The organism is Synechococcus sp. RC10A2, from assembly GCF_047502605.1.
The window spans coordinates 161,673-182,812 of record NZ_JANSHP010000067.1 but is presented as its reverse complement, the minus strand read 5'-3'; the positions used below and the strand labels follow the sequence as shown (position 1 = coordinate 182,812).

The 21,140-nt window shown below is 63.1% G+C and carries 17 protein-coding genes, 1 tRNA gene and 1 pseudogene; 9 read left to right on the top strand and 10 right to left on the bottom strand.

The window, feature by feature from the left end; genetic code table 11:
- Positions 1-82 precede the first annotated feature (82 nt).
- Both mdlC and NW848_RS09615 read right to left on the bottom strand, forming a co-directional pair.
- Positions 83-1,669, bottom strand: coding sequence for a benzoylformate decarboxylase (gene mdlC / locus NW848_RS09620; protein WP_414511043.1), 1,587 nt, complete (start codon positions 1,667-1,669; stop codon positions 83-85).
- A 41-nt stretch (positions 1,670-1,710) separates the two neighbouring features.
- Entirely contained in the window at positions 1,711-2,031 is a 321-nt protein-coding gene (locus NW848_RS09615; protein WP_414511042.1) for a TMEM14 family protein, read from the bottom strand.
- A 108-nt stretch (positions 2,032-2,139) separates the two neighbouring features.
- Here NW848_RS09615 and atpD point away from each other — a divergent pair, with 108 nt between their 5' ends.
- The 6 genes and pseudogenes from atpD (at position 2,140) to NW848_RS09585 (ending at position 10,323) form a co-directional block, all read left to right on the top strand.
- Positions 2,140-3,543: a F0F1 ATP synthase subunit beta gene (atpD, locus tag NW848_RS09610; protein ID WP_414511041.1), complete on the top strand. Its 1,404-nt coding sequence runs from the start codon at positions 2,140-2,142 to the stop codon at positions 3,541-3,543.
- A gap of 3 nt (positions 3,544-3,546) precedes the next feature.
- Complete coding sequence (atpC, locus tag NW848_RS09605) at positions 3,547-3,954, top strand: ATP synthase F1 subunit epsilon (RefSeq protein ID WP_414511040.1); 408 nt, start codon at positions 3,547-3,549, stop codon at positions 3,952-3,954.
- A 93-nt stretch (positions 3,955-4,047) separates the two neighbouring features.
- Positions 4,048-4,803 carry a DUF92 domain-containing protein gene (locus NW848_RS09600; RefSeq protein WP_414511039.1) on the top strand — a complete coding sequence of 252 codons (756 nt, stop codon included), beginning with the start codon at positions 4,048-4,050 and terminating at the stop codon, positions 4,801-4,803.
- A gap of 97 nt (positions 4,804-4,900) precedes the next feature.
- Positions 4,901-7,939, top strand: a pseudogene (secA, locus tag NW848_RS09595) (preprotein translocase subunit SecA); the annotation flags it as partial.
- Between the two features lie 181 nt (positions 7,940-8,120).
- Positions 8,121-9,320 carry a bifunctional glutamate N-acetyltransferase/amino-acid acetyltransferase ArgJ gene (gene argJ, locus NW848_RS09590; protein WP_414511038.1) on the top strand — a complete coding sequence of 400 codons (1,200 nt, stop codon included), beginning with the start codon at positions 8,121-8,123 and terminating at the stop codon, positions 9,318-9,320.
- Entirely contained in the window at positions 9,289-10,323 is a 1,035-nt protein-coding gene (locus tag NW848_RS09585) for a zinc-dependent alcohol dehydrogenase (protein ID WP_414511037.1), read from the top strand. The genes argJ and NW848_RS09585 overlap by 32 nt, the downstream gene beginning before the upstream one ends.
- 8 nt (positions 10,324-10,331) lie before the next feature.
- On the opposite strand, the gene NW848_RS09580 is transcribed toward NW848_RS09585, so the two are convergent.
- The 3 genes from NW848_RS09580 to NW848_RS09570 all read right to left on the bottom strand — a co-directional run bounded on the left by NW848_RS09580 (position 10,332) and on the right by NW848_RS09570 (position 14,508).
- Positions 10,332-11,186 (bottom strand): type II secretion system protein, encoded by an 855-nt coding sequence (locus tag NW848_RS09580; RefSeq protein WP_414511036.1) that lies wholly within the window; start codon positions 11,184-11,186, stop codon positions 10,332-10,334.
- Positions 11,187-11,257: 71 nt separating this feature from the next.
- Positions 11,258-13,414 (bottom strand): ATP-binding protein, encoded by a 2,157-nt coding sequence (locus NW848_RS09575; RefSeq protein ID WP_414511084.1) that lies wholly within the window; start codon positions 13,412-13,414, stop codon positions 11,258-11,260.
- Positions 13,414-14,508: a metallophosphoesterase family protein gene (locus NW848_RS09570; protein ID WP_414511035.1), complete on the bottom strand. Its 1,095-nt coding sequence runs from the start codon at positions 14,506-14,508 to the stop codon at positions 13,414-13,416. Before NW848_RS09570 ends, NW848_RS09575 begins: the two co-directional genes overlap by 1 nt.
- A 70-nt stretch (positions 14,509-14,578) precedes the next feature.
- Here NW848_RS09570 and NW848_RS09565 point away from each other — a divergent pair, with 70 nt between their 5' ends.
- The 3 genes from NW848_RS09565 to NW848_RS09555 all read left to right on the top strand — a co-directional run bounded on the left by NW848_RS09565 (position 14,579) and on the right by NW848_RS09555 (position 16,434).
- The gene (locus NW848_RS09565) at positions 14,579-15,544 is read left to right on the top strand and encodes a PEP-CTERM sorting domain-containing protein (protein ID WP_414511034.1); all 966 of its coding nucleotides are present in this window, start codon (positions 14,579-14,581) and stop codon (positions 15,542-15,544) included.
- A gap of 72 nt (positions 15,545-15,616) precedes the next feature.
- Positions 15,617-15,692, top strand: a tRNA-Asn gene (locus NW848_RS09560).
- A gap of 10 nt (positions 15,693-15,702) precedes the next feature.
- Complete coding sequence (locus NW848_RS09555) at positions 15,703-16,434, top strand: pseudouridine synthase (protein WP_414511033.1); 732 nt, start codon at positions 15,703-15,705, stop codon at positions 16,432-16,434.
- 855 nt (positions 16,435-17,289) lie between these two features.
- On the opposite strand, the gene NW848_RS09550 is transcribed toward NW848_RS09555, so the two are convergent.
- The 5 genes from NW848_RS09550 to NW848_RS09530 all read right to left on the bottom strand — a co-directional run bounded on the left by NW848_RS09550 (position 17,290) and on the right by NW848_RS09530 (position 21,126).
- Positions 17,290-17,952, bottom strand: coding sequence for a hypothetical protein (locus tag NW848_RS09550; RefSeq protein WP_414511032.1), 663 nt, complete (start codon positions 17,950-17,952; stop codon positions 17,290-17,292).
- 2 nt (positions 17,953-17,954) lie between these two features.
- Complete coding sequence (locus NW848_RS09545) at positions 17,955-18,863, bottom strand: DNA methyltransferase (RefSeq protein WP_414511031.1); 909 nt, start codon at positions 18,861-18,863, stop codon at positions 17,955-17,957.
- A gap of 93 nt (positions 18,864-18,956) precedes the next feature.
- Positions 18,957-19,685: a cyanophycinase gene (locus NW848_RS09540; protein ID WP_414511030.1), complete on the bottom strand. Its 729-nt coding sequence runs from the start codon at positions 19,683-19,685 to the stop codon at positions 18,957-18,959.
- Entirely contained in the window at positions 19,682-20,413 is a 732-nt protein-coding gene (locus tag NW848_RS09535) for an HAD family hydrolase (RefSeq protein ID WP_414511029.1), read from the bottom strand. The genes NW848_RS09540 and NW848_RS09535 overlap by 4 nt, the downstream gene beginning before the upstream one ends.
- Positions 20,410-21,126, bottom strand: a complete 717-nt coding sequence (locus tag NW848_RS09530; protein ID WP_414511028.1) for a phosphatidylserine decarboxylase — start codon at positions 21,124-21,126, stop codon at positions 20,410-20,412. The genes NW848_RS09535 and NW848_RS09530 overlap by 4 nt, the downstream gene beginning before the upstream one ends.
- Positions 21,127-21,140 lie beyond the last annotated feature (14 nt).

Sequence of the window (21,140 nt, the reverse complement as noted above, 5' to 3'; positions counted from 1 at the left end):
TAGTATACACCATGCGCATGGCGAATTTGTATTGCACAAGTGTTGCAGAGGCAACAAACTGCTGCCCATAAGCGACAATCCTTCAGAACAAACTCGGTACGGTCGGATCTATGGCGACATCGAGCAGCACGGGCTGGCGCATCTGCAAGGCGCGCGGGATCGCCTCTTCCACCGCTTCGGGCGTGGTCAGCCGCTCGGCGTGTACGCCCACCCCCTGCGCCAGTTGCACCAAGTCCAAATGCGGCACATCCAGCCCCTGCACGCCGCTGCCTGGATAAAACGCCATCGTGAAGCTCTTGAGAATGTTGTACGCGCCGTTGTTCAGCACCAAGAACAGCACGGGCGCGTTCTCCTCGCGTGCGCTCCAGAGCGCCTGCACGGAATACATCACGGAGCCGTCACCAATTATGCACACGACAGGGCGGTCGGGCTGCGCCATTTTAATGCCGATCGAGGCAGGCATTGCCCAGCCCAGTCCCCCGCTGGCGGAGGTGTAGTAGTCGTGGGTAGGCGCGAGGCGCACGAACTCGCGCAGGCACAGGCTCGACGAGACCGCCTCGTCCACCACGACGGCGTTGTCGGGCAGATGGCGTGCGAGCGCGTGCAGCACGAAAAACGCGCCCATTTTGCTCCGTGCGCGGGTCGCCTCCGAGCGGCGGCGCGCCTCGTCCACCGCGCGCGAAGGCATCTTATAGTCGCGTGGAGGCACCCGCTCCGCCAGCATCGCCAGCGCACGCCGAATATCGCCCACGAACGCCCGCTCCACAGGCGCACGGGACGCCTCCTGCGGGTCGTCGGTAATCAGCATCGCTCGCACGCCTGGGGGCAACATCCCGCCGGGGAAGTAGGGGTAGAGCAGAAACACAGGCGCGCCGACCACCAGCACGAAGTCGTGCTGGCTCAGCGCTTGCATTAGGCGCGGCGTGGCGGGCAGCAGCATCCCCTCGTACAGCGGGTGGCTGGTGGGGAAGCCCATCCGCGAGTTCAGCGGCGCGTGGTAGACCGCGCAGCCGAGCCTCTCGGCGAGCGCGACCGCCTCGGCGACAGCGCCTGCGCCCCCGACTCCCGCGCCGTACACCAGCGCAGGCTTCTGCGCCGATGCGAGTGCCTCCGCAACCGCCTCCAGACCCTGCGGCGCGTCGGGCGCGTGCAGCGTCTTCAAGCGCGGCGGCTCGGCAGGCGCGTCCCAGAAGTTCATCGGAATCGAAACGAACACGGGTCCACGCGGCGGCGTCATCGCCAAGTGGTACGCCTGCTCCAGCGCGTCGGGCACATCGGCGGCGTGCTTGACCTCATACGCCCACTTCGTCACGGGGCGCGCCATGCCCACCAAATCGCCCGACAGCAGCGGCTCGTGGAAAATATGGCGCGTGTCCTGCTGCCCGCAGGTGACAATCAGCGGCGCGCGGTTCTTCAGCGCGGTGAACAGCACGCCCATCGCGTTGCCCAGCCCAGGCGCGACATGTAAATTAATCAGCGCGGGCTGCCCGCTCGCCTGCGCGTAGCCGTCCGCCATCGCCACGGCAATGCTCTCCTGCAACGCCAGCACATAGCGCACGCTATCGGGCAGGTTCACCAGAAACGGCAACTCGGTCGAGCCAGGATTGCCGAAGATGTGGTGGATGCCGCGCGCCCGCATCCACTCGAAGGTCGCCTCGCGGATATTCATAGGCGGGGGATTCGAACAGTGGGTCAGGATTCCTGCCGCGCTTAGCGCGTGCGCAACGCCGCCAGCAGCATCAACACAAACGCAATCGCGCTCAGAATCATCGTGATTCCGCCCGGCATCCACTTGCCTGTGGTGAAAAATCGATAGGCGAAGAAGGCAGCCAGCGCGAGTGCAACCACTGCGCTCAAGCCGAAGCCCGCTGTGGGGTTCTTAAAGCTAATCGCCAGCCCCACCAGCAGAATCACCGCCGCAACCAGCCCGTTCACCAGCGAGACCACGCTCTGGGCGGCAACATAGCCCATCACACCGCCTGCGGCGATAATCACCGCGTACAGCAAAAGCGCAATCTGGAAGGCATTCATAGCATGCGAGAGTGTACCTTATCCAACGGGCGTCTCATCGGGTATACTCTCGGCGTGTGCGGCGCGCCTGCGCGCCGCGCTTTTTGAGACACAAGTAAGGAGGCATCTATGGCGAATATCGGTAAAGTGGTGCAGGTCATGGGTCCCGTCGTCGATGTGCGGTTCTCCGACGGCGAGTTGCCCGCCATCTATAACGCCATCAAAATCAGGGACGAAGCGCGCGGAATCAACCTAACCTGCGAGGTCGCGCAACACTTGGGCGACGACATCGTGCGCACGGTCGCCCTCTCGTCTACCGACGGGCTGGTGCGCGGGATGGACGCCATCGACACGGGCGCGCCGATTAAAGTGCCCGTTGGGCGCGTGACGCTGGGCAGGCTGTTCAACCTGCTGGGCGAACCCATCGACGAGCGCGGTCCTGTGGAAGCCGACACATACGCGCCAATTCACAAGCCCGCGCCTTCACTGGATGAGCAGAATGTTAAGACCGAAATTCTCGAAACGGGGCTAAAAGTCATCGACCTATTGTGTCCGTTCAACAAGGGCGGTAAGATTGGGCTGTTCGGCGGCGCAGGGCTTGGCAAAACCGTGCTGATTCAGGAGTTGATTCGCAACATCGCCACGGAGCACCAAGGCGTATCGGTCTTCGCGGGGGTTGGCGAGCGCACGCGCGAGGGCAACGACCTGTACCTTGAGATGAACGAGACGGGCGTCATTAGCCAGACGGTGCTGGTGTTCGGGCAGATGAACGAGCCGCCTGGGGCGCGGCTGCGCGTCGGGCTGACCGCCCTCACGATGGCGGAATACTTCCGCGACGAGGAGGGGCAGGATGTGTTGGTGTTTATCGACAACATCTTCCGCTTCGTGCAGGCGGGCGCAGAGGTGTCCGCGCTGCTGGGACGCATGCCTTCCGCCGTAGGCTACCAGCCGACGCTGGCGACCGAGATGGGCGAGCTGCAGGAGCGCATCACCTCCACTAAGCGCGGCTCGATCACCTCCGTGCAGGCAATCTATGTACCCGCCGACGACCCGACCGATCCCGCCCCCGCGACCACCTTCTCGCACCTCGACGCCTATGTGTACCTGGAGCGACGCATCGCCGAGAAGGGCATCTACCCCGCCGTCGACCCGCTGGCGTCCACCTCCAAGAACCTCGACCCCGCGATTGTGGGCGAGGAACACTATCAGGTGGCGCGCAGCGTGCAGCAAATCCTCCAGCGCTACCGCGACCTACAAGACATTATCGCGATTCTGGGCATCGACGAGCTGTCGGACGAAGACAAACTCATCGTTGCCCGCGCGCGAAAAATCGAACGCTTCCTCTCGCAGCCGTTCTTCCTCGCCGAGAAGTTCACGGGCAACCCTGGGCGCTATGTGCGCGTGGCGGACACCGTGCGCAGCTTCAAGATGATAGTCAACGGCGAGGTCGACGACCTGCCTGAACAGGCGTTCTACATGTGCGGCACGATCGAGGATGTGTTTGAGAAGGCGAAGCAGCTGCAGGGGGCGTAAGCGATGCGCGAGTTCCTGCTGTCGATTGTGAACCCAGAGCGCACGGTCTTGGAGGAGCGCGTGGTGCATGTGCGCTTGCCAGGCAGCGAGGGCTACTTCGGCGTGATGGCGGGGCACATGCCCTTTTTCGCGCAGTTGCAGTACGGCGTGGGCGAGTACCGCCGCGCCGACGGCGTCACGCGCAAGTTCACCGTGCTGGGCGGGTTTGCGGAGGTGCTGCCCGACCGCACGATTGTGCTGGCGGACGGCGCGGAGCTGGCGGACGAGATTGACCCTGACCGCGCCCGCGTCGCCCTGCGCCGCGCGCTGGAAATGCTGAGCCAGCCCCTCTCGGAAGAGGAGCTGGAAGAAGCGCGCCTTGCCGTCGAACGCGCCAAAGCGCGCCTGCGCGCAATTGGCGAGCAGGTCTGAAGCGCATTCGGCGCGTTGGAGCGCGGCAACCGCGCCCGCACCCGTAGGGGCAGACCTCTGTGTCTGCCCCCATGCTTTAAGCAAGAGGCATCGGTGAACTGGCTGATAGGATTCTGCATCGCAGGGCTGATTGCGCTGCTGGCGTGCCGACTGCGCCTGTTGACGGCTGGAGGTGCATCGGCGGCGGTTGTGGTGGGCACGAGCGTGTTTGGAGCAGGCGGCGTGTGGTCAAGCCTGCCGATGGTCGGTTTCTTTTTCACCAGCAGTCTGCTTCCCCGCGTGCTGGGACGCCCGCATGCGACCGAACAGCGCACGGCGGCGCAGGTGCTGGCGAACGGGCTTGCGCCGACGCTCTGCTGTTGGGGCGCGGCGCTGCTGCCCGCCTATGCGGAGGCGTTCTGGCTGGGCTACCTCGCCAGCGTGGCGACCGCCACGGCGGACACTTGGGCGACCGAGTTTGGCGTGCGCTTTGGCAACCCTGTGTGGCACATCACGACGCGGCGACGCATCCCCGCAGGCGAATCGGGCGGGGTCAGCTGGCAGGGCACGCTGGCAGGCGCGGCAGGAGCATCGCTGATTGCGCTGAGTGGGCAACCGTTGATACAGGCAGGAGAGCCAATCGCTCACGCCGCCGCGCTCGGCTGCATGGGGATGTTTCTGGACAGCCTTTTGGGCGCGACGCTCCAAGCACGGTACCGATGCGCTCTCTGTGCAACGCTGACCGAGCGCACGGTCTGCTGCGGCGCGCCTACCCAGCGAATGGGCGGGCTGCGCGGCATCGACAACAACGCCGTAAACGCGCTTAGCACGCTCGCAACCGCCGCTATCGGAATCGGTTCCGCGTGTTGACGCTTCGATCGCTTCGTATTGCTAAGCAGGCAAAGTCGCCGACAATCCCAATCGGTGGGCAATTGGGTATCATATGCTTTGCCCCATTACGGAGGACATGATGATAGTTCGAGAGTGGCTCAAGAAACTGATGGACACCAGCGAGCGCGATGTGAAGCGGCTGATGCCCATCGTGCAGAAAATCAACGCGCTGGAACCCGATTATCAAGCACTGTCCAACGAACAGCTCCGCGCGAAGACTGACGAATTCAAGAAACGACTTCAAGACGGCGAGACGCTGGACGATATTCTGCCTGAAGCGTTCGCCGCGTGCCGTGAAGCCGCGCGACGCACGCTGAACATGCGGCACTTCGATGTACAGTTGATTGGCGGAATCGTGCTGCATCAGGGGCGCATCGCCGAGATGAAGACGGGCGAGGGCAAGACGCTGGTCGCCACGCTGCCGCTCTATTTGAACGCGCTGCTGGGTAAGGGCGTGCATCTGGTGACGGTGAACGACTATCTGGCGCGGCGCGACGCCGTGTGGATGGGACCGATTTACCACCTGCTGGGGCTGAGCGTCGGCGTTATTCAAGGGCAAAGCCCCGAAACCGACGAGCGCGGCGGGTCATACATCTATGAGCCAGGCTACCAGCACCCCGACCCGCGCTACCTGCACCTGCGCGAGGTCACCCGCAAGGAAGCCTACGCCGCCGACATCACCTACGGCACGAACCACGAATACGCCTTCGACTACCTGCGCGATAACATGGTCTACTCCGTCGACGACCTCGTGCAGCGCGAACTCTACTACGCCATCATCGACGAGGTGGACAGCATCCTCATCGACGAGGCGCGCACCCCACACATCATCTCAGGGCAAATCGAGGAAGACCTCACCATCTATACGCGCGTCGATTCGTATGTGCGCCGTCTGCAGCCTGGACGCGACTATGTGGTGGACGAGAAGCACCACGCCGTCACGCTCACCGAAGAGGGCACAGAGCGGCTGGAGCAGATGATGGGCGTCCCCAACCTCGCCGAGGAGGTGGAGCTGCTACCCTATATCAACGCCGCGCTCAAAGCGCACGGCTACTTCAAAAAGGACATCCACTATGTGGTGCGCGGGGGCGAAATCATCATCGTCGACGAGTTCACGGGGCGCCTGATGCACGGCAGACGCTTCAGCGACGGCATCCACCAAGCGCTCGAAGCCAAAGAGGGCGTGCCCATCAAGCAGGAGAGCCAGACCATCGCCGTCGTAACCTTCCAGAACTACTTCCGCCTCTACCAGAAACTCGCGGGCATGACGGGAACCGCCAAGACCGAGGAGGAGGAGTTCCGCAAAATCTACGGCATGGATGTGGTGTGCATCCCCACACACCGCCCGATGATTCGCACCGACCACCCTGATGTCGTCTACAAAAACTTAGAGGCGAAGCTGCGCGGGATTGCGCTGGAGATTCTGCGCCTTTATACCAAGCAGCAGCCCGTGCTGGTTGGCACGCGCTCGATCGAGATGTCGGAGGTGGTCTCATCGCGCCTCGCGTTCGACAAACTGCAGTTGCTGGTGCTGATTGAGCGCGCCCGCCGCGAACTGGAGACCAACAAGAGCATCGACAAGCAGAAAAAAGAGGAGTGGCGCAAGACGCTGCTGATGCCGCTCAACACGCTCTCGATGCGCCAGATTACGCCGATTCTGCGCGAACTGGAACTGCCCACCAGCCCGACCGACCCCACGCATGTGAAGTGGTTCCTCGAACACTGGGAGCTGCCCGAAGCGAACGCCGAGTATTTCGTCGAGGCGATGGAGCATGGCATCCCGCACAATGTGCTGAACGCGAAGTACCACGAGAAGGAAGCCGCGATTATCGCCGAAGCGGGGCGCAAAGGCGCGGTGACCATCGCGACCAACATGGCGGGGCGCGGCGTGGACATCCTGCTGGGCGGCTCAGTGGTCAAGCAAGAGCCGAAACCCGAAGGCGAATCGGACGCCGAGAACGCCGACACGGTGGAACACGAGGAGATTTCCTTCCGTCGCGGAGGCAAGGTGCGCGCCGCGCCGCCGCTGCCACTTTCGGAACAGGAGCGCTCCGCCGCCGCCGAAGAGGTGCGCCAGCTCGGTGGGCTGTTCGTGCTGGGCACGGAACGCCACGAGAGCCGACGCATCGACAACCAGCTGCGCGGACGCTCCGGACGACAGGGCGACCCTGGCGAATCGCGCTTCTACCTCTCGCTGGACGATGAGCTGGTGCGCCTGTTCGCCGAGAACTTGCGCAACAGCCCCCTACTCAAGACATGGCCCGAAGACGAGCCGCTGGAAGCCAAAATGCTCACCAAAGCCATCGAGGGGGCGCAAAAGCGCGTCGAGTTGCACAACTTCTCGATTCGCAAGCATGTGTTGCAGTACGACGATGTGCTGAACTACCAGCGGCAGATTGTCTATCAGCTGCGCCGCCAGATTTTGGAGGGCGTCGGCACGCGCGAGGTCGCGCTGGAATATATCCGCGAGGTGGTCGCCGACGCGGTGGACGAGTACGCCCCGCGCAACCTGCCGCCCACCGAGTGGGATCTGCCCGCGCTCTACCAGCGGCTGAACACGATTTTCCCGCTGGAGTTCTTCGTCAAGCCCGACGACTTCGCCTTCACGCGCCACGACCAACTGCTCGACCAGGTGCAGGAATGGGCGGAGCAGGCGTATGTGATGCGCGAGGAGCAACTCGGCGCGGATATCGTGCGCGAGATGGAGCGGTTTTTCATGCTGCAGGTCATCACGCGGCGGTGGGTGGAGCATCTGGCGACGATGGACTACCTACGCGAAGGCATCGGGCTGCGCGGCTACGGGCAGATCGACCCGCTGGTGGCGTACAAGCAGGAGTCGGCGAAGGTGTTCGCCGAGACGCTGCACGCGATTCGCAACGATGTGGTGATGTTCCTGTTCCATGCGCAGGTTGCGCCGCCGCAGCCGCGCCAGGTGGTGCGGATTGCGGGCGACGCGAACCCTGCGATGGCAGGCGCGCGCGGCGGGATGGGCGTGCAGAAACTCGCCGACGGCGCAGAGCCGCTCGCCCAAGCGGGCGCGCCCACGGGCAAGGTCGGACGCAACGACCCGTGCCCGTGCGGCAGCGGCAAGAAATACAAAAAGTGCTGCTACCCGAAGTATGGCTGACACCGACAGAGTTTATGATAAGTGCCTATGGAATATGATTCCAACATGTAGACGGGGCAGGCACAAGACCTGCCCCTACAAGGCTGGCGTTGCCGTACCTCCGTAGGGGCAACCCTTGTGGTTGCCCGATTTAGGTTGCTCTGAATGCGCATGGTACAATACCCCGCCGATGACGGAACTGAACACGCAACTGGGCGTAAACTTCCCGCGCGGGTTCCGAAGCGCAGGCGTCTACTGCGGGATTAAGAAGCCTGGATTGTTAGACCTCGCGCTGATTGTGTCGGAGTGCGAGGCGAGCGTGGCGGGCGTATTTACGACGAATCGTGCGTGCGCTGCGCCTGTGCGCTGGTCAAGGCAGGTTGTTGCAGGCGGGGTGGGGCGCGCGATTATCGCCAACAGCGGCAACGCGAACTGCCTCACAGGCGAGCAGGGCGAGCGCGACGCGCAACGCACGGCGGAACTGGTCGCCCGACGGCTGGGCTGCCCGCCTACCCAAGTGGTGGTCGCCTCTACAGGCGTGATTGGCGTGCCGCTCCCGATGAACGCCATAGAAGCAGGCATCGCGCTGGCGTTCGAACGGCTCAGCGACGGCGACGACCGCACCACCGCAGACGCCATCCTGACCACCGACAGCGCGTCCAAGCGCGCCTCGATGGAAATCGCCGCTCCTGCAGGCGCCGTGCGCATCGGCGCGATTGCCAAAGGCGCGGGCATGATTGCCCCCAAAATGGCGACGATGCTCGCCTTCATCACGACCGACGCCGTGATAGCCCCCGCTGACCTACAAGCATGCCTGACGCGCGTGGTGGACGCGACCTTCAACTGCATCACTGTCGACGGCGACACCAGCACGAACGATATGGTGATTGCGCTGGCGAACGGCGCGTCGGGCGTGCGACTGACAGGCGACGCACTGCAAGCCTTCGAGCAGGGGCTGTATCAAGTGTGCGAGTACCTCGCCAAGCGCATCGTCAAAGACGGCGAGGGCGCGAGCCGTATCTTCGAGGTGCGTGTGTCGGGCGCGGCAGACGCCGACGCCGCGCGCCAAATCGCTCGCACAATCGCCGAGTCGCAACTGGTCAAGACCGCCATTCACGGGGGCGACCCGAACTGGGGACGCATTATCGCCGCCGCGGGACGCGCAGGCGCACCGATTGACCTGAACCGCGCACGGCTGTATCTGCAAAATACGCTTGTGTTCGAGAGTGGACGCCCCGCCGAGTACGACGAGCAAGCCCTCGTCGAGGCGATGCAGACCGAGGAGGTCGTGATTGACCTGCAACTTGCGGAAGGTGACGGCACAGCACACTTCTGGAGCAGCGACCTCACTGCCGAGTATGTCCAAATCAACGCCCATTACCGTACCTGAGACGATGCGGGCATACCGCCTCATCGCGCCGAACCAGTTGCGCTGGGAGCGCGTGCCTGCCCCAACGCCCCAGCCCGATGAGGCGTTGCTGCGTATCCACGCCTGCGGGCTGTGCGGCACCGACCTGCACCTCAAGGCGCGCGGGCATTACTACTGGAATGACCAGCCGCTGACGCTGGGACACGAGATTGTCGCTGAGGTCGTGAGCCTGCCGTTAGGCTACACGGGCGCGTTGCAGACAGGCGACTTTGTGGTGGTAGACCCGCAACTGGTGTGTGGCGACTGCTACTATTGTCGTCGGGGGCGACTGAACCTGTGCGAGCGGCTGGAGCATCTTGGGCTGAGTGTGGACGGCGGCTTCGCGGAGTATCTGACCGCGCCTGTGCGCAATCTGTACCGCGTGCCCGATGAGGCGTCGCGCGAGTCGCTCTGGCGCTACGCGCTGGTGGAGCCTGTGGCGACCTGCGTCGCGGGCATGCGCTTGGCGAACCCCCAACCTGACGAGACGGTCGCGATTGTGGGGCTAGGCTTTTTCGGGCAGGTGTACGCGCAACTGGCGCGCCTGTGGGGCGTGCAGCAGGTGCTTGCGCTGGAGGTGAATCCTGCGCGGCGCGCGGTGGCGCAGGCTATCGGCGCGGCGACGCCGCTTGACCCCAACGAATGGCGCGCGCAGCCGACCTGCGCACATGTGGTTATCGACGCGGCGGGCTCCCCCGACGCCGCCGACTGGTGCCTCCGCCTCGCACGCAAAGCGGGACGAGTCGTCGTCTTCGGCTACCGCCCCGAACCCGTGCAGGTGGACTGGTACCAAATCCTCGTCAAGGAACTCACGGTCATCGGCTCGCGCTCCAGCAATCACGCTTGGGAACACAGCCTTCAACTCATCCACGAAAACCGCCTCGCGCTGGACGCGCTCACAGACCTGCGCCCGTTTGACGCTATTGAAGAGGCGTTCGCCGACGCCGAAGCGCAGCGCGCCTTCAAGCCGATTCTGCGCTGGTAGCGAATGCCTTAGTCCCACCGCTCCCACAGGTCGGGGCGCTGGGTGCGCGTGTATTCCACCGACGAGCAAAAGGTGTTGTTGTTGCGCTCGCACTCCGATTCGGGCAAGCCGTAGAGCGCCTCGAACGGGGTGGCTTTCACATGCCCATCGGCGTACACGACGGTGACCTGCTTTGAGTGGCGTCCGTGGGGGCGTTGGTGGAACGCGGGCGGAAAGCCCGGCGCCGAGCTGAACCCGTAATGCTGCCACTCGGTGCGCATGAAGGGCGAGTGAACCACATTCATATGGAAGCCCTCGCGCTCCCACAGTGGTCGGCTCTGGACGCCCGACGGCACGCCGTCCATCACCATCACATGGCTGGCGGGCGCACTCAGTTGGGCGAGACTCTTGCTGGGCGGGTAGATGAAGGGCGTGGCTTGGCATCCGTTGGAGAAGCCCATCGGCGAGGGGTACGCCGCGCCGTAGCCAATCCGACCCTCGCACAGCAGGCGTCTGCCCGTCGGCGAGTCGGGGTTCGTTATCGGCTTCGCGTTCGGACAACGGGAGTAGAGGTTGTCCTTCGAGTAGGGCTGGAGCCAGTAGAGGTAGCCGATGGAAGTGCAGCTTGTGTAGCCGCCGCCGCAAAAGTTCGGGGGCGGAATCAACTGGTTCTCGGCAAGCGGGAACACCTCGCCATAGTCCTGCACATACATCATCGCAGCAATCCCAATCTGGCGACAATTACTAAAACACATGGTCTGGCGCGCCTTCTCACGCGCTTGCGCAAACACAGGGAACAGAATCGCTGCCAAAATCGCGATAATCGCAATCACTACCAGCAGCTCGATCAGGGTAAACCCGTAGGCTCGCTTCGTCGCTGTCATAATACCGATTATACCACAGAACTATGGGGTAAAGGGGCTAAGAGGAGAAGGAGTGCTGAGCAATCGGTTTCTCAAAGTCGCACCACTTTCCCCCACTTTCCTTCGGGCAGCGGGCGGCAAGTGAAGAGGAAGACCTGCGTTTGCTGCGCGACGCGAGTCAGCAGTTCCAGCGCGGCACGGTAGCGTGCCATATCCGAGTAGACGAACGGGTCGTCCAGCAGCAGGGGCAGGCGCAGGTCGTCGGAGAGCGCGTCCGCCAACCCCAGCCTGCAGGCGAAAAAGAGTTGGTCTACTACCCCTGCGCTCCACGCGACGGAGTCTTCCTTGACGGGGAGCGTTTCGCCGCGGTCGGGGTGGTACACCTGCAGGCTCAGGTCCTCGCCAAGCTCTGCCTGCGTGTAGCGTCCCAGCGTGAGGGCGGGCAGGTGCTGTTCGATGCGCGGCTTGAGGCGCGGGCGCAGGTCGCTCAGATAGCGCGTGTTCGCCTCTTGAAGCAACTTCGAGGCGGTCTCTATCACGCACATGCGATGTTGTAGTTGGTCAATCTGCTGCTGGGTGCGTGTGCGTTCCAGCTCCAGCGCGTCGGGCAGCTCGCCTATCTGCAGGGCGTGCAGCGCGCCCTCGCAACGGAGTTGCTCCGCTTGCAGCGCGTCTAACCGTTGGCGTTCCCGTTGCACGCGGTCGTCTAAGCGGAGCAGTTCCGATTCGGGCAGTTCGCCGTGCGCGAGGGGGTTGCGCCGAATTTGCTCTTCCAGCCCCACGATTTGCACGGCGAGTTCGCGCTGGCGTTCACGCAGTGCTTTGGGGTCGGGTACGATTTGGTGCAGCGCGTCGCGTTGGTGGTGGAGCCGTTTCTGTTCGGCGAGCCGTTGCTGGAAGGCGTTCCATCGCTCGCCGTAGCGTTGCAGGGCGTGCTGGAGGCGTATCAGGGTCTCGCTCGCGTGCTTGCTGGGTTCGCCGTTGATGGCGGGCGTTTCCACTGTGTAGCCCGCCTGTTCGAGCAGCGCGGTGAGTTGCCGCCAGTGGGTCTCCGCTTCGTGGTGGGCAGTCTCCAGCGCAGCGGAGGATTCGCTGGGGGCGTCGGCGTGGCGTGCGCGCCACAGGAGCGCGACGGCGAGAGCGACCAGTCCCAGCGCGAGCGCAATCACGCCCAGCGCAGGCGCGACGCCCCACAGCGGAATGCTCGCGGCGCAGAGGGCAAGCCCCAACACGGCATAGCCCGCGCGCGCCTGACGACGCCCCGTAGACGCCTGCCGCGCGTGTCGCGCCGCCTGCGCCTCGCGTTCTAACGCGCTCAGACGGCGCACGGCGTCCTGGTGGCGTACCCACGCGGCGTCTATCTGCTCTTTATGGTCGGCAGGCAGCGCGTGCCACAGGGCGAAGTCGTGCTGTAGCTCGGTCTCCAGCGCTTGCAGCCGTCGCTCTATCTGTTCCAGCTGATCTAAGTGGCGTTGGTTCGTGTCGGCTTCGCGGCGCAGATGCTCCAACCGTGTGCGTAGCGCCTGCAGGTCGCGCCAGCGTTCCAAGAGCCGCTCGTCCTCCTCCAGTTGCTGACGCAGGGAGTCGGTTTCCTGCTGGATTTGGCGCAATCGCTCGCGTAGCTCGCGTCGCTGGCGTTCAGTCTGACGGGCGGCGTGCAGGCGTTGGTCTTGGGTGTGCAGGCGGTTTCGCGTGTCCTCGACCATGCGGTTCAGGCGGCGACGCTCCTTGTCGAGCGCGTCCATGATGCGGTTGAGGTCGGCACTCACGGCGCTTTCCCGCAGCTGTTGCTGAAGCGATTTGAGGTCGCCTTTTTCGATTCGCGCGAGGGCGCGTTGGGCGACGCACGCTGTGGCGCGGTAGACCGCTTCGGGCACGCGCCAGAGTTGCTCCCAACGGGCGCGCGCCGCATCACCCGAAAGCGTTTCGTCCCCGTACTCCAGTGTGAACGCGCCGCGCTTGCGGGGGTCGTCGACTGGGTGAAACTTGCGGAGGCGCACGCGCTCGCCGCGCAGCTCCAACACCAGCTCCAGCGTCCAGCCATGTGGGTGTCCCCAGCTAATCCGATCGCGCACGGGCTGTGCGGTCGAGGTGGGCAGGGTGTAGAGGGCGTCCATCAGCGCCGCCAGCAGCGTGCTTTTGCCCGACTCGTTGTCGCCGACGAAGCAGTTCAGCCCCGCGTCGAACTCGAACGCCACACGCTCGCGGAACCGCCCGTAGCCCTCCAGAGTGAGCATAAGGAAGCGCATCACAGTCGCCCTCCGCGCAGCAAGTAGAGGCTTAGTTGCGCCGCCTCGCGGTAGAGCTCGGCTTGCTGGGGCGCGTGGGTCGCATAGTCCTGCGCGACTTGCACGAGCAGGCTCTCAAACGGCGTCTGCGGCGTCAGTTGCCCGACTTGGAAGGCGGGCACAACCTCCAGCCAGAGGCAGTGCGGCTGGAGGCTCTCGGTCAGCATCGGCACATCGAGCGGCTCTTCGGCGCTCCAGCGTCCCACGAGGCGCACAGCCGCGACGGTTTCGGGCGTAAGCGCGGTTTTCAGGTCGCGCAGCAGGCTTTGGGCGTCGGCATAACGGGAGACATCCCACTCCAGCGCGCCGTCGGGTGCATCGTCGGGGTAGCGGGCTTCGCCCGTGATGGCGTGCGCGACGCGCGCGGGGTGCCTCTGCGCGAGTTCCACGACGCACATCGTGGCGGGCAACCGTTGGCGCGGCAGAATCATCTCAGGCGCGCCGCTGTACCAGCAGACAGTGCGTCCCTGTGTCCACTCCTGCGGCGAGTGCCAGTCGCCCAAAGCGACATAGTCCAGCCCGCTCGCGCCCACCCACTGCGGCTGGATGTCGCCGTGCCCGCCCGCCGAGGGCATCGAGCCGTGCATCAGGGCGACTTGGAACGGCGCGCCGTTCGGGTCGCGTCGCAGGGCTGCCTCCCAGCGCGCGCTGTCCCCCGCAGGGCACGCGACGAGTTCCAAATCGAGTTCGCGCAGGCGCACGCGCCCCGTCTCGACAGCAAAGTGCAGGTTGCTCGGCAGGTCAATCTCACGGAAGGGGTGTCGCTCGGCGGGGTCATGGTTGCCTGGAATAACGACCGTCGGCAGGCGCGCCCCTTCGATGACCTCCAGCGCGAACGCCACCCACGCGCGCCCGACGCTGGGGCTATCGAACAGGTCGCCTGCGATCAGCACCGCGGCGCATCCGTATCTCCCCGCCTGCTCGAACACGCGCCGAAATGCCCGCTTCAGCCGCTCCTGATGCGCCGACGCCAACTCGCCTAAATACCCGAACGCCCTGCCCAAATGCACATCGGCAGTATGCGCTATGCGCAGCACAAGGTTTTGTTTCGCCATAAGAAGGCGCGTTCCTGCACGCATAGGGGTTGTCCGCTTTTGCCCCTTTTCTGAGTCTTATGCATGCGGTATGCGACGATGGAGGCTGTTTTGGGCGATTCTTGGCGCGGCAGGGGCGTTGCGCCTTGCGCCTGCGCAACTGTATGACTTTAATGTCGTCGCGCCGCCCAGCGGGATTAGCGGCAACCTTGCTCTTTCTGCGCGCACGCAGGGCACGCTGGTCGGCAACTACAATCCTGACACGAACCCTAATGGCACGCGCACCAAGCCTGGTCTGTTCGGTCCGTTCGAACCGACCGAGAATGTGCCTGTGGAGGTGCGCATCGGCGCGGCGATTGGCGGGAACATCAACCGTCAAGCGGGCGGAATCTTCCGCGCGACGGTCGACGGCGGCACGAACACAATCACCTTCGAGAACCTGTCGCTAAACTTCTTGGCGAACGGTCCCGCCGTACTGCCCGTGACGATTACCTTAGCAGGGCAGTCGTTCCGCACGCGCAACCCTGACTCGATCTATGTGTTGCTGCCTCAGGGAGTCACTTTCCCGATCGGCACAGTCAACTTAAGCCAGTTCACAGCGGTACAGACGGGCGCCGGTGCAGGCGTGCTGACCCCTGTCGGCGCGAATACCTACAACTTCACGGCGGCGGTGGCGGTGGACTTGACCCTTGTCGCCGACCTGCTGGGCAACCCGTTCGCGCAGACCTTCCCCTTCGTGCTGCCGTTGCAGGGGCAAGTCGTCGTGCTGGGCGACACGGCGCTCATCACCTCGCTGCAGCAACTGAACTTCTCGCAGACATTTAACCCTAATCTGGACTTGCCCCCCTTCGAGTTCGGCTTGCCGACCATCCTACCGCCAGGGCAGACCGCCAACCTCATCTTTGACCTGACGCTGGAGGAGATTGGCGTCAATGTGGACTTGGACATCAACCTCCGTGCGGAGGGGACGCTGGTGCCAGAGCCTGCGAGTCTGACCGCGCTGGGGATTGGGTTGGCGGCGTTGGCGCGGCGGCGGCGTTGCCGAACGGCTAAGTGAGAGTATTTTCGAACAGCCTCCCCACCTCTTGACAACCAAGCGGGAGATGTGGTATATTTTAACCGCCGACGCTCCTGGGTAGCTCAATGGGCAGAGCGGGTGGCTGTTAACCACCAGGTTGCAGGTTCGAGTCCTGCCCCAGGAGCCATTATGTTTTTATGGAGCCGTTGCGCCTGCAGAAGTGGTTGGCGCGTTGTGGCTGCGGTTCCCGCCGCGCCTGCGAGCAGCTGATTGCGCAAGGGCGCGTAGCCGTAAACGGCGCACCCGCCACGCTCGGCATGAAGGTAGACCCCGCACGCGACGCGATTACTGTCGACGGCAAGCCTGTGAACCCGCCCCAGCAAGCGTATGTTTACCTCATGCTCCACAAGCCGCGCGGGTATGTCACGACGCGCAAAGACCCCCATGCTCCGCGCACTGTGATGGAACTGCTTGAAGGCGTGCCTGTGCCTGTGTTCCCCATCGGTCGGCTGGACGCCGACTCGGAAGGGCTACTGCTATTCACTAACGATGGCGCGTTCGCCAACCGCCTGATGCACCCGCGCTACAAGTTGCCCAAGACCTACCGCGTCTGGGTGCAGGGCGTCCCATCCGACAGAGCCTTGCAGCGGTTGCGCGAAGGCGTGCCGCTGGAAGACGGAATGACCGCGCCCGCGCAAGTGCGACGCATCCGCAGCGAGGACGGGCAGACCCTGCTCGAAATTGTGCTTTATGAGGGGCGCAAACGCCAGATTCGGCGCATGTGCCAAGCGGTAGGGCATCCCGTGCGACGCTTGGTGCGCATCGCGATAGGCGAGCTGCGCTTGCCGCGCGACCTAAAGCCTGGGCAGTGGCGGATGCTCACCGACGAGGAGTTGCAGCTGCTACAGTCGTGTCCGTCGGGGAAGTAACCCGACAACGCCTATCCCACTAAACGCCGCGTCCCGCAGGTACCACTTACAAGCTGTGAAGCCTTTTCACGAGTAGAAGGTACAACGGACGCTAAAACTCACCTGCGGGGATAACAGAAGATGGTACCAACGATTTCGATCTGCCGTCCCACTGCGCTAACACAACTCGCCTCGCTGCGCGGTTTTTAGGAGAGTCGTAGACCAAGATGTCAGAACGACCAAAGACCTGAATAAGATTGCGCAGCGCGGGCGAGACGCCTACAGGAGAAAGAATCAGCCCGAAGATGGGCTTGACAACCCTGCAGTATCCAATCATCTGTGAAAGATGCCCCAGAGTGATTGGCTTGTTTTTACACTCGACGAGTACCAGCTCTGCGCGGGTAGATGACAGTAGCAGTCCTACGATATCCACCTGAACATCCCAAGTCTGGTACTCTTGAGGGAACTGCGATTGCACGCCGAGTGCGTGGATTACCTTATTCAGGCGTCGAGTGGCACAGACCTGCGTGCGCACCACTCGACGCCTGTGGCGTTGGGAGAGGTAATTCTGAAGCCATTCCGCCACATCAGGGTACATTTCGCTCTCTCTCGCGTATCTCAAGGCTCAACAGCCTCCTGTTCCACATCTTCCTGATAGCTAACATCCTGCTGTTGGGGTCGCTTCGGACAGCCCAATGCTCGGCATATTTGCCAGTAGGCGTCAAAGTGCCTCCCGCGTAGGGAGGTAGGAAGTCGCTCGTCCTCCTCACGCGAGTCGGGCGGTTTAGTTCGGCGGGCAGCGCGTTCGCCTGGGCAGAAACTGTACTTGAACTCGCTAAAGTTCTGCTCATCCAAGTGTGCAAGTTCTTCAAGTACCTACTGCTTATGCCGAAAACTGAACCCTATCTTCAGAAAGGGTACAACAAATATATTGATTTGGTGTTCGCGGAAGTCGCGCCCCAAGTTTGGGTGTCCCCAAGTAATCAGTTGGACGGGCACTTGCAGGTGATCCTGCAAAAGTTGACAGAATTGTACGGGTAGTTCCCAGTTATCTTTGTAGTTGAGAACATCCAGACGCACGCGATTTCTTCCATCCACATACCGATTCGCTTTGCGCACATTCCCTGCCACATCTGCAAATCCGCGCACGAACTCGCGGCGCCACTCTGAGGGAGTTTGCGGCTCGAAGAGAATTGGAGGAACTCTAAACGCGCCGAAATGCACTGCATCCCCGAGAATCATGCGAAGATTGCGCCAAATCATGTTGGGGCGCATAAAGCGCACCAGCAGACGGTGGCTCTCCTGACTGCTGATTATGTCCACATCCGTCTCGAGCAGGTTGCGCAGGCGGGACGCGATGTCCACGAGTCCCAGTTTCGTCTCTACTGACTGGTCGAAGGCTGTGTTCACTCCCTCTACAGTGAGCGCTGAAGTGGGGAATTCTATGATGATTCGGCGGTCGTCGCCCTGTTCGATGAGTTGTCCTCGGGCGACAATCAGCCCGACGAAGTAGGCAACATCGGCGTCAAAGTAGTCCATCTCTACTTCCCTTCCGCCTTCTGTAGTATGAGAATGAATTCGTGAACCTTATTCACGCGAAACACAGCGGGATAGCCTAACGGACGCAAGTTGTTATACTCATGACGACGATCCCAGATAATCAGGTCGTCATAAACGAAGCCGATTTCCTCAAGGCTGCTTGCTAAATCGCTGTGGAAGGGGTAGAATCGATTCTTCTTGCGAATATCCATGACGACCACACAGCAGTAAGCGCCAGGTTTCATCACAGCGTGAACTTTTCGGAAGATTGCTTGCAGCGCGCCGAGAAACTGGTGATAATCGCGAATCTTGCCCAAGTCTTTCTCTTCGTCGCCGTAGTGGCGTATCGGTTTGTAGTCCGCCGTGCGTTTCTCAAGCAGGATGTCCCAATAAGGCGGCGAGGTAACGACAAGATCGACGCTCTCAGGGGCGACCAGTTGGTCAATATCATTCGCGTCGGCTACATAGACGCGGCTCGTTGCGGCGCACGAATCGTCTGCCCACTCCTGTTCAAGGGTGAGGGTGTTCAAGCGTTGCTCGGCGATTTGCGCGTATTCGGGGTTCAGTTCAACGCCTATGCCGTGCCTGCCCAGTCGTTTCGCAGCCAGCAGCGTGCTGCCTACTCCCATAAACGGATCCAGTACAGTCATTCCCCTGCGTGTGAAGCACTCGATGAGGCGCGCGGGCAGCGCCATCGGGAACATAGCGGGGTGCTTCAACGCCGCCTCTTCTGGGGTCTTGCGCAGGTCACTCCAGATAGAAATTGAGTAGCGCGTCCATGTCGCCCCGTCGAGATCGTTCGCGCGTTTCGCCGCGTACAGCGTCGGAGATTCCGCCGCTTGCTCCCCATACAGCGGCTCAAGGTCTATGGGCACAAGCGTCTCCTCCAGAGGGTAGAGGGAGTCTTGCATAGCGCTCATTATACCTGCACACTGAAGGGAATGTCAGTTTCTGGACATGGCAAAGTCAACCCCCCGAAGGCTCTGCGAACATCGGTTGGCACTTTACACCTGCGCCACCTCGTTGGGCAGCAGGAGTTGCAACCGAATGTCGCGGCTGCCCAGCATGCGCTCGTGCTGGCGTGGCTTTTGGCGCACCCGTGCAACTACCACCTGCGCGCGGTAGGCGGTGAGTTTGCCCTTTTGCACCAGCGCCCAAGCGTCTTCATCGACGCCAATCCCGACAAGGCGCGGATGCTCCAGTAGAGCGCACAGCAGGCGCGGCAGCCGCTGCCGCTTGAGAAAGTGCTGATCGACGATTGCGTTCGGCAGCGCGCCGATGGCAGGCGCAGTGGGGCTTGCGCCGACTTTCAAATCGCCGTCGGGCGAGTGGTCGCCTGTGGGCATGCGCGCGCCCATCAGCGATGCGCCCGCGCTCGTGCCGCCCGCCACCCCGCCGCGCGCCACAACGCCCCGAATCGCCTGCAGCAACTCCGCTGAACCGCCCAGCCGCTCCATGAAGCGGTTCTGGTCGCCGCCAGGGATCCACACGCCCCGCGCCGATTGCACCAGCGCCGAGAGTTCGCCCGCGTCCAGTGTGTCGGGCGCGACGACATTCTGTGCGCCGTTCTCGGCGAAAAACTCGGCGGAGCGTCGTCCCCCGCGCGCGACATCCTGTTGCGTGTGCGCCAAGATGACAATCCGCGCGTTCGCGCCGCCTGCCAGCCGCAGCATCGTCTGGGGTACTTCGGGCGGTGTGCTGCCCCCACCTGCCAAGATGACTGCGCCGCTCATAGCCATTCCAGCAGGGGGCGCAGGTCGCGCAGTTCGGGCACGCCGCTGTCGGGGTCGGGATGCGGCGCGCCCTCGCGGTTCACCCACGCCGCGCGCCAGCCCGCGTTCAACGCGCCTTGCACATCGTGCGCCCACGAGTTGCCCACAAACAGTATTTGCTCGGCAGGCAGCCCCAGGTGACGCTGCACCCGCTCGAAAATCGGCTTATGCGGCTTGCCAATGCCCACCTCGCCCTCAATCGCGATGATGTCGAACAGCCCTTCCAGCCCCAACACCTGCAATTCGCGTCGCTGCTCGTAGGCGGGACCGTTCGTGATGACAAACAGCGGGTAGCGCGCCCTCAGCGCGTGCAGCACCTCCAGCGTCTCCTCGTGCAGGTGGAGCATCTGCTCGCGCAGGGCGGCGTACTCCTCGCTGATGCGCTCTGCCAGCCCGTCGGCGTCGAGGTTCAGGCTTCGTAGCAGGCGTCGGAAGGTCTCCGTGCGCGTTGCACGCCCCTCCCGCAAGTAGAGCGGATACCACCGCTCCGAGTGCAGTTCCTCCAGCACGCTGTGGAAGGCGCGCTTGTAGTGCTGATCGAGTGTCTCGATGGGCAGTCCCGTCTGGGGCGCGAGGTAGCGCTCCATCATCGCCCGCCGCGCCTGCACCGCAACGGGCATATAGACGCACAGCGTGTCGTCCAAGTCGAAGCCGACCGCCCGCACCTGACCGAATGGCGTCTCTCTCATAGCGATAGCACCCGTGCGAGGGGCGTCTGTCCGCCGTAGACCTGCGCGCCCGTGTGCGTGAGAATCTCCACCGCGCGCGAGAAAATCAGCAGGTCTACCTGGCTGCCGCGCTCGATAAACGAGAGTTTCTGCGCGGGCTGGACGCACTGCCCCTCCTGCACATAGGTCGTGATTTTGTTGACGAACTTGTCGGCGATTTCGACGACGGCGACGCGCACGCGCTCGCCCTCAATAAAAATCGTTTGCCGCTCGTTCTGCAGGTGGTACTTTTTGCCGAGCAGGTCGACCGCGCGGCGCAGCCACGCCATGCTCACATACTCCCACAAGTCCACCATCGGCAGGTTGGCGCGGGCAGGCGTGTAGACAATCCGCCGCACCGTGCCTGCAATCGGCGCGTAGTTGTAATGCACATCGAGCGGACTCATGTAGACGCCAATCAGCCAGCCTTCGGGCGGGACACCCTCCCAGTCGGCGCGGGTGATTTCGGTAATGCGAATCGGGCGTCCGAGTTTCTCGGCGAAGACTGTGCCGTCCGCGCTGACGGGGCGGATGTAGACCACCTTACCGTCGCACGGCGCGAGAATCAAATTCGGGTCAGGTGGCGGGACGCGCAACGGGTCGCGGTAGAACCACACCTTGCGCAGGAACCAGTTCACGCCTGCGACCGCCGCGCCGACGCCCGCCGCTATTTTTAGCCACGCAGGAATACGCACGGGGTATAGTGTAC

Excerpts from the sequence above, each read along its gene's own strand:
- NW848_RS09575 (WP_414511084.1), bottom strand. The coding sequence starts at position 13,414 with ATGCGCTTCCTTATGCTCACTCTGGAGGGCTACGGGCGGTTCCGCGAG.
- mdlC (WP_414511043.1), bottom strand. The coding sequence starts at position 1,669 with ATGAATATCCGCGAGGCGACCTTCGAGTGGATGCGGGCGCGCGGCATC.
- NW848_RS09615 (WP_414511042.1), bottom strand. The coding sequence starts at position 2,031 with ATGAATGCCTTCCAGATTGCGCTTTTGCTGTACGCGGTGATTATCGCC.
- NW848_RS09535 (WP_414511029.1), bottom strand. The coding sequence starts at position 20,413 with ATGAGAGAGACGCCATTCGGTCAGGTGCGGGCGGTCGGCTTCGACTTG.
- NW848_RS09580 (WP_414511036.1), bottom strand. The coding sequence starts at position 11,186 with ATGACAGCGACGAAGCGAGCCTACGGGTTTACCCTGATCGAGCTGCTG.
- NW848_RS09565 (WP_414511034.1), top strand. The coding sequence starts at position 14,579 with ATGCGACGATGGAGGCTGTTTTGGGCGATTCTTGGCGCGGCAGGGGCG.
- NW848_RS09545 (WP_414511031.1), bottom strand. The coding sequence starts at position 18,863 with ATGCAAGACTCCCTCTACCCTCTGGAGGAGACGCTTGTGCCCATAGAC.
- NW848_RS09570 (WP_414511035.1), bottom strand. The coding sequence starts at position 14,508 with ATGGCGAAACAAAACCTTGTGCTGCGCATAGCGCATACTGCCGATGTG.
- NW848_RS09585 (WP_414511037.1), top strand. The coding sequence starts at position 9,289 with ATGTCCAAATCAACGCCCATTACCGTACCTGAGACGATGCGGGCATAC.
- NW848_RS09550 (WP_414511032.1), bottom strand. The coding sequence starts at position 17,952 with ATGGACTACTTTGACGCCGATGTTGCCTACTTCGTCGGGCTGATTGTC.
- atpD (WP_414511041.1), top strand. The coding sequence starts at position 2,140 with ATGGCGAATATCGGTAAAGTGGTGCAGGTCATGGGTCCCGTCGTCGAT.
- NW848_RS09555 (WP_414511033.1), top strand. The coding sequence starts at position 15,703 with ATGGAGCCGTTGCGCCTGCAGAAGTGGTTGGCGCGTTGTGGCTGCGGT.
- NW848_RS09540 (WP_414511030.1), bottom strand. The coding sequence starts at position 19,685 with ATGAGCGGCGCAGTCATCTTGGCAGGTGGGGGCAGCACACCGCCCGAA.
- argJ (WP_414511038.1), top strand. The coding sequence starts at position 8,121 with ATGACGGAACTGAACACGCAACTGGGCGTAAACTTCCCGCGCGGGTTC.
- atpC (WP_414511040.1), top strand. The coding sequence starts at position 3,547 with ATGCGCGAGTTCCTGCTGTCGATTGTGAACCCAGAGCGCACGGTCTTG.